The 16163-nt window shown below is 45.4% G+C and carries 10 protein-coding genes and 1 other RNA gene; 2 read left to right on the forward strand and 9 right to left on the reverse strand.

Features of this window, described 5'->3' with window-relative positions; translation table 11 throughout:
* Nucleotides 1-49 precede the first annotated feature (49 nt).
* From AABK40_RS10970 to AABK40_RS11010, 9 genes are all read right to left on the reverse strand, one after another.
* Nucleotides 50-5149: a T9SS type A sorting domain-containing protein gene (locus AABK40_RS10970; protein WP_338397069.1), complete on the reverse strand. Its 5100-nt coding sequence runs from the start codon at nt 5147-5149 to the stop codon at nt 50-52.
* A gap of 731 nt (nt 5150-5880) precedes the next feature.
* Nucleotides 5881-6286: a transfer-messenger RNA gene (gene ssrA, locus AABK40_RS10975) on the reverse strand.
* A gap of 74 nt (nt 6287-6360) precedes the next feature.
* Nucleotides 6361-7245, reverse strand: a complete 885-nt coding sequence (locus tag AABK40_RS10980) for a GIN domain-containing protein (RefSeq protein ID WP_338397070.1) — start codon at nt 7243-7245, stop codon at nt 6361-6363.
* A gap of 118 nt (nt 7246-7363) precedes the next feature.
* Nucleotides 7364-8725, reverse strand: a complete 1362-nt coding sequence (locus AABK40_RS10985) for a DUF58 domain-containing protein (RefSeq protein WP_338397071.1) — start codon at nt 8723-8725, stop codon at nt 7364-7366.
* Nucleotides 8726-8731: 6 nt separating this feature from the next.
* Nucleotides 8732-9712: an AAA family ATPase gene (locus tag AABK40_RS10990; protein WP_332920039.1), complete on the reverse strand. Its 981-nt coding sequence runs from the start codon at nt 9710-9712 to the stop codon at nt 8732-8734.
* Between the two features lie 19 nt (nt 9713-9731).
* The gene (locus AABK40_RS10995; RefSeq protein ID WP_338397072.1) at nt 9732-10907 is read right to left on the reverse strand and encodes a DUF4350 domain-containing protein; all 1176 of its coding nucleotides are present in this window, start codon (nt 10905-10907) and stop codon (nt 9732-9734) included.
* A gap of 1 nt (nt 10908) precedes the next feature.
* Nucleotides 10909-11571, reverse strand: a complete 663-nt coding sequence (locus tag AABK40_RS11000; RefSeq protein ID WP_338397073.1) for a hypothetical protein — start codon at nt 11569-11571, stop codon at nt 10909-10911.
* Nucleotides 11572-11607: 36 nt separating this feature from the next.
* A complete protein-coding gene (locus AABK40_RS11005) occupies nt 11608-12396 on the reverse strand; it encodes a hypothetical protein (protein WP_338397074.1) in 789 nt (262 codons plus the stop codon).
* 5 nt (nt 12397-12401) lie between these two features.
* The gene (locus AABK40_RS11010; protein WP_338397075.1) at nt 12402-13364 is read right to left on the reverse strand and encodes a stage II sporulation protein M; all 963 of its coding nucleotides are present in this window, start codon (nt 13362-13364) and stop codon (nt 12402-12404) included.
* A 108-nt stretch (nt 13365-13472) separates the two neighbouring features.
* On the opposite strand from AABK40_RS11010, the gene AABK40_RS11015 reads away from it, so the two are divergent.
* Nucleotides 13473-14201, forward strand: a complete 729-nt coding sequence (locus AABK40_RS11015; protein WP_338397076.1) for an RDD family protein — start codon at nt 13473-13475, stop codon at nt 14199-14201.
* Between the two features lie 106 nt (nt 14202-14307).
* A complete protein-coding gene (locus AABK40_RS11020) occupies nt 14308-16158 on the forward strand; it encodes a DNA polymerase III subunit gamma/tau (protein ID WP_338397077.1) in 1851 nt (616 codons plus the stop codon).
* Nucleotides 16159-16163 lie beyond the last annotated feature (5 nt).

Genomic DNA, 16163 nt, shown 5'->3' on the forward strand with positions numbered 1-16163 from the left:
AGCACTTCAAAAAATCCCTTTTCTGAAGTGCCTTTACTGTTGTTTTACGCTATGGTAATTTCACTATTTTAAATTGCTGTACTCCACCTTCACCGCGTATCGTCAGTAAATAAACGCCTGCCGCCCACGATCGGCTGTCAATCGATAACTGTGATTGCCCCTCTGTGGTGAACGACATGATGGCTCGCCCTTCTACATCATGAACAAAAATCGTCAATCCTTCCTCTTCCGGCAGGTGCAGAAGTTCGAAGTTCGCCCTGAAAGGGTTGGGAGATAACTGCATCTGGTGGCCTGTATCAACATTCAGTACCCTCAGAATTTGTAAGCCAATAAGATGTGTACGACTACGCCCTAAATGGTCAGTCACCTCAATGGCCAAATCTTTAATACCGTCAGCCTTAGGAGTAATGGTCAGGGTTTGGTTATTGATTTGTGCATCGAAGTATTCATTCTCCGGACTGTTGATTTTACAAAATATGGAATCTCCTTCCGCATCGTAGAAAAGTTCATTCATCTGATACGATTTTGATTCTCCTACACTTAACACCAAAAGGTCATCTTGCATTTTTATCGGTTCCTCATTGTTTGTCAGTATCAGCCCCAAGTCAAGCAATACAGACTGCCCTATTTGATCTGTGGCTTTAATCGACAACGATCGTTCCTCTGCTTTATGATAGAAAAGTGTCAGGCTTGACTCCTTGACTTCCTCTATGGCACCATCCAAGTGGAAGTTCATCAGTTCGTAAGTTAAAGGTGCATGAACCCCTGCGTGAAACCACTGCTCAAGGTTGTATTCATACTGTACATGCGTACTCAATGCCACCTCTTCTGAGCTTAGGCGAACCGATGGCCCACTATTTTCACTGACCCCAAAAGAATACTCATGGGTTAGGCGCCCACCGTGTTCATCCTGAACATTGATTTGCAGTTGAGTACTCCCCTGTTCACGTGTCTGTAAAAACAATGTATTTCCCGACAGCCAACAAGCATTAACGGTGGCATCTGCTGAAAAACCTTCAAGTTCAAATGTTATAAGGTCATTATCCTGATCACTGAAGTAATCAAGTAAATTCAACTGAATATCTGCATGTTCTCCAAAAGACGTAGGAAGTGGGTGGGTAAGTTCAGGAAAATGGTTATCAGCCACCTTTGCCAAAAAGGTAGATTCTACCCATCCGCCTCGATGGTCTGTGGCTCGGACCGTCACACTACGCTCACCGGCTGCTATACCTGTCAATAATAATTGATCCCCGTTTATTTCTGCTCCCAAGAAACTTACATTATCCATATGCTGAACAGAGAAAGTCAAAGGCATTCCATTTCCTTTATTGAAATAGCTATATAAATATAATGTCTGCGCTCCTCCTCTTGGAATAATCTGTTCAGGGATCTGTCGTGTTACCCTTGGCTGTGTTGGCTCCATAAAATTAAGATAGACGCTTAACCAGCCAGAACCTCCCTTAATATCGGTAGCTTCCACCCGAAACTGGTATATCCCTGCTTCTCTACCCATCACCTTCAGCTTTCTACCTTCCATTATCACCAAGTGATTTATGGAATGATGACTATGGTGCAAGGTATAATTTAAAGGATCTCCATCTGCATCAGAAAAGATCGAATCCATATCAAACTCACGTAGCTCATTAACCTCAATACTCAAAGATAAAGTGGAATTAATAGGCATCGGTGGTGCATTAGGAAGAACGACCTGCTTTATTATTACGGTATCCTGATAACTACTATAACCGAGGCGGGAAAGTATTCTACCATAATTTTCACCTAAAGGATGATGAAAGGGGATATCGAAATCGAGTGACACAAATGCACTGTCTAAGCCGGTAATCGTTCTGTTACTCCAATCCAGCCTTAAATATTGCAAGTCATATTTCTGGAGATTAACATAAGCAGAATAATCCCCTATATTTTTAAGGAACAATTGATCTGAAACCGTTTTCTTTTGCCCTTGATAAACCTGAACCTCGACAGTATCCTGCGAAAACCTTACCGCTGCAGGGAGCATTCCCCGTACAGACAGCGGAACGACAAGCGTGTCTTTCCCAATTTCATTATGCGAGATCCGCAGGAAATATTCAGACACTCCTTGTTTGTCAGGGGTGATGTTTATGGCCACACTCTGATAGCCATTTGGTCGCGCAACCCGATCTACCCCACTAAGCACCAACACCTGTTCAACATCGCTGAACACACTGAACTCAAGATCATCCTCACCATCATTAAAAACGAGCAGGTTATATCTCATGGCCCTGTTTACATCAGATGAAACGGCAATGGAATCTGTACTCAACCTTATTTTTGCCCGGGTAAGCACTCCTGTACCCGTCAGGGAGACGGAATCCAGCAGGGGCGCTGCCAATAACTGTTGTACATAAAGCGAAGCTCGATAATCGAGTGTATCTTCTGCCCGCATGGAAACCGGCAGGTTTAGTGCTGTAAATGCCGGCACAATTACCGTGTCTGAGCTAACCGTGAAAACCCCAGAAGTTTGCAGCCTTAGTGGGACATCAAAATTCCCTGTATTCACAAAGTTTAACTGCCTTGTGGATGTTACCCCAATCTTGGCAATCCCCCAATCAATAGAATCCGCAAACTGAAAGCTGTGAATACTGTCGATATCGAAAACTACGGGCAACCTTGTAATTAATTGACTTGAATCATTACTATGAATATTGACCTGATATTCATGTCGCCCCCTCGACATCATCAAAGGGCTTTTATACAATTGTAATATCGTTGAATCTCCGGCAGCAACCACGCCCTCATTCGGTCCTTGTACTAATTCTTTCACCCGCTGATATAAGACTGCAAATGTATCATCATAGCCAGATTGCCCTGATGAGGAGGTTAAAATCCCTTCTGTACCATCTGCATTTTCAATACCAATCACCCCGGTTGTCGTAGAGCTGCTCAGTTCTCTATACTGTAATTTAATATTGCCATTACTGTAAAGGATGGCTTGAAAAGTATAAGTAGGCCCTCCGCTATAGGAGGAGATTTCATTGAATTGTAATATCAGGCGGTTACTTTCTTCTTTTGCAAAGACCCTTCCTGAATAAACGACAAGGTCTTTCCACATCATTGCAATTAAGTTATTTGGAGCAGCAGTGTTGGGTAAAACCTGACTGTTAAAAGTGGTACTGCCATTACCAAAACCCAATAGACCATTGGTAGAAATATACATACGACTGTATTCCTCTTCATAAAAGGGAAAATTAAAAGGTAGATTGATAAATTTATAGGTATCATCACCACTCAGGCCGACCGAATAACCGGTCGATGTAATGTCCTGCCAATCATATAGCTCAGGAAAATCCGTACTTCTCTTCTCAGTGTATTTTTCGCTATTTGAGTTTTCAACTGCCGAAGACGACAATAAATCCTTTGAGTCCAACACCTTACCGTCGAGAGAAAAAATCGGCATGCCTGTCTGATGTTCACCTTCAGTTAAGACCTCAACATCCACTTCAAATTGCAAATCACTTTCCCCTCTATTGTAAATAACCACTGTTTCCTCGAAAGCAGTCGTATCTCGTCCAAAATCGTGATAAAGACTGTCGGTATTCAAAGCTATTTCCGCGCCGGAAAGTACCCGTAGCAAATCCGTATAAGTCTGCTCATCGCTGCCAAGTATATTTTCGACCTTTAAACGAACGTCAAAACGGCCTGTATCAGCATACATAACCACCGGACGAGCCTCATAGCTCACCTCCGGAGATCCCCCTTCAAAATGCCATTCAAAATGTGCCACATCATCTTCTCCCTCTACCCGGAAAAACACCCGTTCGTAGGTCAATACTTCAGATTTACTTTCCACAACATTGGCCAAGGGGGCTGCCTGAGGCTGTAATACAAGCATCATGTTTTCTGCTTCGTAAACCGAAGTATCCCCCGCCGTGCTATATGCGGTCAGTCGAACATCAAATGCTCCTGCCTGTGGATAGGTAACCCATAAAGAATCAAGCGTCAGGTCTTCCGTTTCCCCCCCTTCAAACACCCACTCCAAACGATCTATCTCTGCATTAGCTTTTACTGTATAAAGGACCTGCTGGCTCGCTTTGATGGTCGTTTGTGAGGCCGTTGCCGTAGCACGGAAACCTCGGAATATAGCTGGAGAGTTTAGCAGCTCTTTTCTTCTCGGACTATTTTCCATTACCACCATTGAACGTTCCTTTTGATGGACGGTGAAAATATTTTTACAGGCATCTGCCGTGTAATCCATATAGTTCTCTACCATATCATAAGAGCCGCAGGAGTATTCGTTGCCACAAGAGCGGTTAGGCCCTGAGGAGTTTGGTGTATCTTCGCAATAATCATCCGCACTACAATCTCCATCGCCCCAAATATGACGCAAACCGATCCAATGCCCTACCTCGTGCGTCGTTACACGCCCAAGATCATAGCCAGACATCAAATTGAAATTCCCTTTTTCTTTCGACCCAAAAACTTCCGTATGCATTACAACTCCGTCAGTTTCTGCCAAAGTAGGCAAGCCCGGAATGTCCAAACCAGGCAAACCTGAAGCCACTGGAAACTGCGCATAACCAAGCAAACCTCCCGACAAAGGCACGACCCACATATTAAAATAGTGATCAGGATTCCAGGAAGTCGCTGCTTTAATCGTATTCTGTACTGTATTTTTATCTAATTCTCCGTAAAGTCCGAAGTCCGACAAGGGAACCCTGTTAATCCCATGTTCAGGCAGCTCCACACCTTCTTCATCAAACACTGCCAACACAAATTGAATAGGCATTCCCGTACCCACGGGATCATCATTATCCCCCCGGGTGCCCGCTATTTTCTGAAAATCTTCATTAAGCACCACTATCTGACTTTCCACCTGAGCACTGGAGATATTCGTTCCCTGCCCAACAGCACTACCATCATGGATCACATGCACAACAACAGGAATAAACATGGTATCGATCGTATTCTCAGCAAAACGATGGGCGCGACGAAAAGCCACTTTTTCATTGATAAATTGTTCAAATCGATCATCTGAAAGCGCTTCCGGAAATTGACGCTGCAACTGTTGCTGCATTTCCACCGTAGCACAAATTTCCTGCTCTTGAGCAAATAAATAGCCTTGCAAGCTCAGGAACAATAAAAGAAGTAGGTTGAATCGTAGGTGCATTTTAGCGTAGGTTGATAATAAATAGCCCTAAAAATAAATAAAACATTAAAATAGTACATTTTACTTTAATATCAAATTACATTCATTTGATTGACTTTTTCCACTTAGATTAATGTGAAAAATTTATCACCTCCCGATGCGGCCACTACCGAAGATCAAAAACAAAATGAGTACGATTATTTTAGGTAATACCCTGGGTGTCTTGCCCTATAATAACTTGGTGCCTTTTATCTGATTGAACGCCTCAGGACTTGAACTATAGCAAGTATGTATTTGGGTCGCATTTCGAGATGTCGCCGTGGGCACCGCGCTCCCTGTAGGAGTTTCAAAACTGAAGGTAACAAGTCGAGGCGTACGCCATTCAAAACACCACAACAGATCATGGACACCATCCATGATCTGTTTATTTTTATATTGATCACAAAAACATCAACTATGAAATACAAAACACTCTTTTTGCTCTTATTCATTTTTACGGCTATGAATAGCTTCGGGCAGCGTTATGTCGGTCGGAATATCATGTTCAGTAGTGGTCTGAATGAAAGTAATCAATAGGACCATGTGGGTAGTTTACCTAAATCCTCAGAATAATCAGAACGCCATTCATTCCCCCACTCAACAAGCCTACCCTTTCAGATTTAGCAACCACCTTGGGCAATACCTTGGCCACTTTTTAAAAAAAAAGAAAAAAAGCCCTCTGAACGATGCTCAGAGGGCTTTTTAAAGAGTTGTTGTGGAGTCGGCGAGAATCGAACTCGCGTCCAGAGAAGGTAACTGTCGAGCCTTCTACATGCTTAGTTTACACTTAAATTTTCGAGCAAGGGCAGGTGGAAAACAACCAACCGTTCGCCTTATCTGCTTGTATTCGGATTGGGATCGCAGCATCTCCCTTTCCTATTTTCTTATTAACGACACCCCAAATCCAACCGTAAGAAACCCCAGTTGGTGGGATGTGGCCCGGGAACCTTGGGTTCAACCGATTAAAGCCTGCTATCACACTCTAAGAGTAATGATTAGGCAGCCATGGCAAAGTTAGACTCGCCAAATAGAGTTTGCGTAAATTTATCACGGAAGTACACGCTCCTCCCGACATGCTTATACTCGCAACGACTCATCCTGTCAAAACCGATCGACCCCTATCGGATGATCCCACTCCTTGAAGTGGAGTGCGAATATCCGCTAATCATTATTCTTTTGCAAGTTTTCGGGCATCAATATTTTGTGATCAATGCCGATCCCGTGGTTGAAACGCTGATTCTTGCGAGTCCAGAATATCGCAACTCACTTGAGCCGCTCATAAAACCACTGATTTGCCGTTGGCAGCTCACGCCGAGGTATGCAGACCCCATCATATTGATATCCAGCTGCTGACACTGAAACTTCTCCCCATTCACGGCACTGCTACCACTGAGGGTGGCGTCCATTTGGTCGGTGAAGCCATACAGCCGCATCTGGCTTGCGCCCTCCGCTTTTATTTTTAGAATTTTTGTAAGGAAATCGCCTGTCATCACCGATGAACCTCCTTGATACAGGTCTGCATAAACTGCTTGGCAGTCCATCGACACATCTGAAGCGCCTGCCTGCAATATTTTCACTGTTTCGGTATTCAGTTGCCCCTTTAGATAGGAAGAGCCTGCGAGGGAGATCCGTACCTCGGTTGCATTATTGACAATAATACCACGCGCCTGACTGCTGCCTGCCAAATCAATCCCGATCAGGTCTTCAGCAAAACAATTCGCACTGTCGGCTTCAAAGCTACTTTCACCTGCAAGGCTGAGGTAGTTCAGTCGCCGATCTATTTGCAGGTGCACCTCCACCCCCTCATGCCGGTTCACATTCCGTTCATAGTCCACCGTCAGCATTCCATCCTGCACCTGCAGCCGGGTAACATCCAGAATATTGGATTGTCCCTTCAGAAAAATATGCGGTTCCGTGCCATAGGTCAAATATACCTGAAGGTCCTCCTCCACAGCAAGGGCATCAAAAGGAGCAAGGACTTGCTCCACTTCCCTTTCGACCACAGGGCCATCCCCGTTGATGCCTGCCCAATGACATCCCGTCAGTATGAGGGCAAAAAATAACACAATTATTCTCATGATATAAGTTGATATTGAAGTCGCAAGTTAGGGAAAAATCCCGCTTCACTCCTGCTCTTCACCGGTACTTTCTTACAAAGAAAAAGGCTGCCACCGCCTTTCTGACCGAATATCGATCTTAAATTAACCCTCTTGCCTTCAGCTCAAGATATTTATTTACCGTCGAGATGGTCAATTCCTCCGGACGACAAAGAATTGGGTGAATGCCATATTGCTGCAGGCGCCGAACCATCAGCTGCTTTTCATTCTGTGCCTTTTCAGCGACCCCACGACGGTAGGCAGAGGCGCTGTCGGTCACGGGATCCTGCAACATATCCTGCAGGGTGTTATTGATAAAAAGAACAACGACCAATAAATGTTGTCTGGCTATTTTCCTGAAATAAGGCAACTGGCGCTCAAGGCTCCGTTCGCTTTCAAAGTTAGTGAATAACAAGATCATGGAGCGCTGCCGAAGCTGATGCCGTAGGCGGGTGTACACCTGAGAAAAATCGGTTTCGGAAAAGGTAGGTGAAAATTGATAAAGCTTCTCCTGTATCAGCTGCATGGCCTGCGGATGTTTGGAGGGCTTGAGCCAGTCCTGCTGTTGCTGATCATGACATTGCAGCCCCACCAGATCCTGCTTCTTCAAGGCGATATTTAAAAATACGAGGGCCGCATTAATGGCATAATCCACCAGGTCCATTCCATCAAAGGCAATTTTCATGTTTCGCCCACCATCGATCAGCGCAATCACCTGCTGGGCTTTTTCATCCTGATACTGATTGACCATCAGGCTTGACTTGCGGGCAGTGGCTGCCCAGTTCACCTTACGGATATCATCACCGATCACATAATCTTTGATCTGATCAAATTCTTTTTGCTGACCAATTTTCCGGAATTTCTTTAGTCCCCCGAAAGTCAGGGCGGTATTCTGCGCCATCAGTTCATACTGCCGCAAATGCACAAACGACGGATAACAGGGCACCTCCTGAGGCTGTGCCAGTTTAAAATGCCGACGCACCAGCCCAAACATGGCAGTCACCTCAATATTGAGCATGCCGAACTCATACTTCCCACGCTCAAAAGGGCGCACCTGATACTGAAACTGATACTCCTGCGGCTTTCGGCCACTGAACTTCATTTCGGGATTATCAGTAGGCAACTGCCCCGGAATTTCATCTACCCATTTACCTGTAAAAGGAAAGCGATAGTCGATGTTGATGGTCAGTCGCACCGGGTTTTCATCGCCATTGCTCAGCCGCTTGGGCAGATACCTTTCCGCACTGATCCCTCCGAAAACAAAAAGCAACAGCGCCTCAAAAATCACCAATACCCCTAAAGCCCAAAGACCAACGTTGGCAAGGTAAAACAGTACCGGCCACCAGAAACTGAACACAAAAAGTACCGACAACCCCATTGCAGTGACATAAAACCGCTGGCTGAAGTTGATCCTGTACAGGGATTCCAGCTGTTGAAAAACAAATTTGAAAAATCGCTTCATGCCTGACTACCTTGGTGCTTCCACTGATTTGATGATCTGATCGAGGGCCATCTGAACAGTAAAACCTTCCATTTCTTTTTCAGGGGTGAGCATCACACGGTGCTCCATAACAGCGGTAAACACAAAAATAACGTCTTCAGGCGTTACGAAATCCCGCCCGTCCATGATGGCCTTAACTTTGGCAGACTTCATGATCGCAAGGGAAGCACGTGGCGAAGCACCATAATACAGGTGTGCCGACTTACGGCTTTCCTGCACGAGTTTACTGATGTACACAAACATCTCATCAGCAATAGTAACCTGATCAACCACCGAACGAATATCCTTCAGCTGTGCCGTACTGAACAGTGCATTTACCTGCTGATCGTCAGCGAGCATCTGCCCCCCGTGGTGGCGTTTCAGTACCTCCACCTCTTCTTCAAGTTTGGGGTAATCTACTGAAATTTTAAACATAAAGCGGTCAAGCTGCGCTTCAGGAAGCGGATACGTCCCCTCCTGCTCTATGGGGTTTTGCGTAGCCAGCACCATAAAAGGGTCACCGAGCGGATACGTTGTGCCGTCGTTGGTAATTTGCCCTTCTTCCATCACTTCAAACAGTGCCGCCTGTGTTTTTGCCGGCGCCCTGTTGATCTCGTCGATCAGTGCCATATTGGTAAAAATCGGCCCTTTTTTAAATTTGAATTCACCCGCTTTCTGATCAAAAATCAAGGTACCGAGTACATCAGAAGGCATCAGGTCTGGGGTAAACTGAATACGGGAAAAATCAGCCTCCACCATTTTTGCCAGTAATTTTGCCGCCAGGGTTTTGGCTACTCCCGGCACCCCTTCAAGCAACACATGCCCCTTTGCAAGCAAGGCGATGATCATCATATCGACGACTTTCTCCTGCCCTACGAGCTGTTCGCCAATACGGACCTTCATGGCATTCAACTGCGCTTTAATTTCCGTCAGGTCGATTCTATTTTCAAAAATTGGTGAAGTTTCCATATTATAATTTCTGTAAATGCTATTTGTAAAAATGATTGATGGTCTGATTGACATGCACAAAAGGAAGCGCAAGGGTGTCGGCTCTGCTGGTGTGAAGTTGCTCCCACAGGCGCTTCAGAAACAAAGGGGTGTGCCCGCTCTTTTCTGCCAGCAACCTGAAAAAGTCCTCATCGGGCTGCGAAGGATCAAGTAAATAGTGTTTCTTAATATAATCCATCAGGTATTGCTTGCGGTGCAATAAGATGGCCCGCTCAGCATATTTATGCTCATACAGCTTGGCAAGGGTTTCGATATACGCGCGGCTTTTATTTTCCTTATAGGGCTTGCGATACCGAACACCAATTCGGCGCTGGGCACCAAAAACAAGGAATAAAAATCCACAGACGACCACCACCCATTTGGCTCGCCGTAGCCCAGGCGAGGCATCAATGAAACCAAACAAGGAGTTGGTTTCAGTGGGCCCGAGTAAAAAGTAACTGCTGATTTTCCACGGATAGGGTGGCATCTTTGAGAGCAGTCCTGCCACCGCCTGCCGGTCGTTGTCGATCATCAGGTGATAGTTACTCAGTAGGCAAGGCAAACTGCTGATCATGATTTTCCCCTCCCCATACTGCCCAACGAGAATCACTGGCGCATTGCTTTGGGTGTTTCGTGCCAGAATTTCCCATTCCACAGGCGAGGAAAGCTGTGGGGCCAGTTCCGACCACAGGTCAAAATCTGAAACCGCCACCTGTTGGTGTTTCATTTGAATGATCAGTGAATCACTTCCGGAAGAATGCCCCCCTGAGGAAACTATTTTTTCTACACGATTCCTCATCGTCTGCTTCAGCCCTATTTCCTTCAAAAATTGCTCATTAAACCGCACGGCAGAGAGCACAATATTATGCCCACTCCCAACGGCCCCAAGTAAATCTGACACTTCATCTTCACTCAGCCGAATATTTGGCGCAATACCAAGCACATTCACCAGCTCACCTTCGGGCAACGAATACTGACTGATCTCGGCGCGGATAGGCTCCCCCGAAGATCCCACATACCAGTCCTGCAACAGCATTCTGATAATTTTAGTCCCGTAAGGGGCCTTTGAATAGCTTCGGTAATGCTTCGTCCAGTCATGTTCCTGGCTATAGAAGAAAACAGAAGTCAATAGCGCAAGCGCGACCACAGCAAGAATTCTTATCGTACTTTTCGGCATATCACTTTCTTATTTGCTGTTCAAGTTCATGGTAGGTTGCCTGCATGGCAGCAAAGTCCACCTCGCTCACTTCGTAGTTCCCATAGCATACATACTGAAAAAAGTAACCCAAATCATTGAAGCTCTTCCTGATATGCGCTGCGGAAATCTGTCGTGCAATTTGAGTATGGAGCTCCCACTGCCCAAAGTCGATCGTGTTTTTTGCGGCCAGCAATTTCAGCCCCTGAATGTAGGTCAGCCGGGTCGCCTCCCGATAATCTCCCTGAGCGATGGCCTTCTTGAGCAGCATCGCCAAATCGTGTTCCGAAACCCGCAACTGTTCGGGCAACGATATTTTTCGCTTGCGCCCCTTTTTTCTTCGGGACATGCGCAGCTCAAACCACTTCAGCCGGAAGCCTATAAACAAAATAATCGATAAGCCTGCGGCACCCCATCCCCATACCGCATAGTCGGAATCAAAAGCCACATTAAAAATGGTCAACAGCCAGTCCTGCAGTACCCCCATTATGGTATCCCACAGCTGTTCAATGGCCGTTGGCGTCTTGATGACCGGTGGTGCATACTGAAAAGAGGCGTCCTGCTTGAGGTGGGCTATTGTTTCAGAATTAAAAGGCAAAGTTTCAGCTCCCTGCGGAGTGCCTTCAAGATGTTCAAAGTTTGGCATAAGCTCAAAAGGAAGGTGAAAACACCCTGACAATCATTAAAACTGGGAAATCTCTTCCGCTATTCCCTGAGGTTCTTTCAGTGCAAGCAGATGATAATACTGAACCACTACGCCAAAAGCATAGAATACTGAAATGATGACACTAAGCACCGACACAATCGGGCTGAACACATAAGCAGAATAAGCCCAGGCATTTCCTAAAACAAGCGACAAGCCTGTGAGCCCGCCTAACATGGCCGTGAAAATAAAGCTCAACACCCATACAATCACCGAGAGTAACATCACAAAACCGGCTGTATTCCACCAGTAACCCTTCACGAGCTGATAGCTTCTATTCAAACTGTCTGTTACTGATTTGTCCTCAATCATATAAACAGGTAAAGCCACCGAAAATGCTATAAAAAGAAAAATCCCTGGAATGAGTAAAAACATCATGCCCAAAACAACGCTGAGGCCTGTCAAGAAAGAAACGCCCACATAACCCCAGAACGAGCCATCAACACGATCAGAAACCTCCTGAGGTGTAGGCACCTTTCCCGTTTCCTGATACAGCTGCATCAGCGTCATGGTCTGCAGGTACATATGCAGCATTCCTCCATAAAGGAGAAAAGACCCAATGCCATTCATCAATAAATAGATAGAAGATGATTCCCCTGCAAGATTAAGGGTGTGGTAAACTCCTCCGAGGCCTAAAATCGACCCGATGATCACCAAGGGCAGCCCCCCAGCCATATAAATGGAGAATATTTCCCGAAAATTTACTTTAAAAAATTGAAATGAAGTGTCGAGTCTTTGATCTATACTTCGTACTTGTCTTAATTCCATGACTTTTAATTTCTGGTTGAACGATTAAATATGACAATAGGCCTGACCACATAAAATGTCAGAATAAAAATAGCCGAGACCACCACAATAATGGCCCGCCAAAAGTATTCCCACTCTGTGTGTCGGGTTAAAAAACTCTCAATGAAGCCTGCCATTATAAAGACAGGAATTAAACTGATGATCACCTTCAGTGCCGCACGCCCATAAACTTTGAAGCTCTCGAAACGTGAGTAATCGCCAGGAAACAGCCAGGAAGTGCCAAGCATCATGCCCGCTCCTCCTGCAAGAACAATGGCCGAAATCTCCAGTGTACCATGCAGCCATACCGTCAGGATGTAATCCTTCATGGCCACATTTTCAAGGATGAAAGTCTGAAAAGACCCCAGCATAATGCCATTATTCAGCAACACACTCACCGTCCCGAGGCAGGCAAATATGCCATAAATAAAAGCGATAAAACTGACCATGATATTGTTGGTGGTGATGCCAAAAAACATCTGTGTTGCCTCCGTTGATTTATAAATAGCAAGCGGGTCACCACTTGCAATATTGTCCAGCGTTTTATTCACATAGGCATCTCCAAGCACCACCCTGACGAAGGAGCTGTCGTAATAACTGGAAATATACCCCACTAAAAATGCCAGAATAAAAATCAAAAAAGCCGACACGAACGGCAAGGGCCTGCGGGCAATCACCGAAGGAACTTCTGTCCAGAAATAATCTATGAAATAGGCATAATCTACCGCCCGTTTTTTATAAATCATATAGTGGAGCTTGCGAAGTAGTGGGCTCAGAAAAGCCTGAGATTCGCCTTCAGGAAAAAAGGTCTGAGCATATGACAAATCATCATTCGTGGTATGATACAAAGCGGACAACTCATCCGCATTCGCCTCTTCTCTCCCATCCACAATATCTTCGAGCTGTTGCCACTTAGCCCTGTTTTTAAAAATAAAGGTTGCTTCCCGCATTCGCTAAAATATAAAAATACGGTGTAAAATCTATAAAAATTATTTTATAATCAAGTCAAATTAATGTTAATTTAACAATCAATATGATTTTTATACTATACACTAAATATGGCAACCGTTGATTTTTCCACTTCACAAAATGTAGGTATCACCACACAGCACGCGGGTATTGGTCGGCGCTTGCTTGCCCTGATCATTGACTACCTCGTATTGCTAATTTTATTCATGGTAACTTTTTTCCTGTCGTCCTACATCTCCACCGTCCTGTTGTCACTCCTTGCGCCGGTAATGCTCTACTCCTTTCTTATGGAGTATTTTCTCAACGGACAGACACTCGGCAAAATGGCCATGAAAATTCGGGTGATTTCAGAAGATGGCTTCGGTCTTTCGGCAAGTCAGTGTTTCAACCGATGGATCTTCAGAATTATTGATTTGCAAATCTCACAAGGGGCTGTGGCTGTTACTTCCATCGCCCTGACGGCGAAAAACAAAAGGCTTGGCGACATCTCTGCAGGCACCATTGTGATCAAAGACAAATATGACAAAGGGCCGATTATGAGCAATACTGCATTTAACGCCAACTATCTTCCCGTTTATGAAGAAGCCGCCCTGCTGACCAATACGCAGGCCAACATTATCCAGCGCGTACTCGCCATGCCCGAAGGCAACACCAGCAAAGACCTGAATAAAAATATGCTGGCAAAACAGATCGGCAAAACATTCAGCATGCCCGATGACACCTTAAAAAGACCTGATTTCCTTGACGTATTTTTGGAAGACTACTATTTTTTCTGTTGGGAAATCGCCCAAAACCAACAACAATCCGAAGCGGCTTAAACCAATTCCGAACATTGCCGAACATCCCTAAAGGCCAATGGGTGCTATTTACGCTTCCCGCTGAATTTATTTTACATTTCCATAAAATCAGTCTATCTTCGCCCTAATGGAAAAATTTGTTGTCTCTGCCCGAAAATATCGCCCGGCCACCTTTGATAGTGTTGTCGGCCAAAAGCACATCACAACGACGTTGATCAATGCGATTAACAACAACCACCTTGCGCAGGCTTTCTTATTCTGCGGACCAAGAGGGGTGGGTAAAACTACCTGTGCGCGTATTTTAGCAAAGACAATCAACTGTACTGATCGGCAGGAAAATGGGGAAGCCTGCGGGAAATGTGATTCCTGTACCTCATTTCAGAACAACGCCTCTTTCAATGTTCATGAGCTCGATGCGGCCTCCAACAACTCCGTGGATGACATCCGTAACCTCGTAGAACAGGTACGCTACGCACCACAGTCGGGGCAGTATAAGGTGTATATTATTGATGAGGTGCACATGCTCTCCAATCAGGCGTTTAATGCCTTTCTGAAGACCCTCGAAGAGCCGCCATCGTATGCCATTTTCATTTTGGCAACCACCGAAAAGCACAAAATTATTCCGACCATTCTCTCTCGTTGTCAGATCTTTGATTTCAACCGCATTACTGTGGGCGACATGACAAGCCACCTGATGAATATTGCCGAAAAAGAAAGTATTGATGCTGAGGATGAAGCCCTGCACCTGATTGCCCAAAAGGCGGATGGTGCCTTGCGTGACGCCCTCTCGATCTTTGACCTGGTCTGTACTTTTGCCGCAGGAGAAAAGGTTACTTATAAGAATACCGTGGACAACCTCCACGTACTCGATTATGACTATTACTTCAAAATTGTAGACCTCTGCCTCGCAGAAAATCATCCGGAAATCCTGATTACCTTCGATGAAATTCTTCGCAAAGGTTTTGATGGCCATAATTTTATTATCGGATTGGCGGAACACCTGCGCAACCTGATGGTTTGCCGCGACAAACAAACGGTACAACTCCTTGAAGTATCAGAAACCGTGCAGGAGAAATACCGCAGCCAGGCGATGGAGGCTCCAATCTCTTTCCTTTTAAGCGGACTGAATTTACTCAGCAATTGCGACCTGCAGTATAAAGCGGCAAAAAACCAGCGGCTACATGTAGAGCTTTGCCTGATGAAGCTTGCCCATCTGAATGCGGCCATTACCCTGAGCCGTGCGGCAGCAGCCGTTGAAAAAAAAAAAGCTGAATTAAGGGCCGCAAACCCAAAGCCGGCAACGGCAACGGCAAAAAGTAGCAGCAACAAGCTGGCGGCTCCAAAATCTACCAATACGGTACAGGAGCCTACGCCAAAGCCTATTGCCCAAAGTGCACAAACGGCGCCCAAGCCGGTGGCAAAACCTGCAGCACAGACGCCCCCACCGCTTGGCCGTCCAAGCATCGCTACACGCCCTACCACCATCGGTAATGCCCAAAAGCCTGGAGGAATGCCCTCTTTTGCTGACCTGAAAGCACGTGTTCAGCAAAAGTCCACACAACAGGAAAATCAGCAGGAACAAACAGAAAACCAACAAACGGCCGAACTGCAAAATCGCCCTTTTACCGTTCAGGATGTTGAAAAAGCCTGGAATTTGTTCAGTGAGCAGCTCCGCCATGAAAACAACCAGACTGCTTTGAGTGTGATGCACCAAAAATGGGCTCTTGAAGGCACGGTCCTCAAATTGCAGCTCTCGAGTGTTTTGCAGCAAGATTTACTGGAAAAATTCCGAATGGAGTTGGTGCAGTTCATGAAACTGAAACTCGACAACAGCAACTTCAAACTTGAGGTGAATATTGTAGAAGGGGAAACCAGAAAAATGATCTACACCCCGAAGGAAAAGTACGTTCACCTGATGGAAAAATACCCCGAGCTGGATAAATTCCGTGAGTTTTTGAATCTTGATTTCGACATGTAATCATC

It is taken from the genome of Persicobacter psychrovividus (assembly GCF_036492425.1).
Classification (GTDB): domain Bacteria; phylum Bacteroidota; class Bacteroidia; order Cytophagales; family Cyclobacteriaceae; genus Persicobacter; species Persicobacter psychrovividus.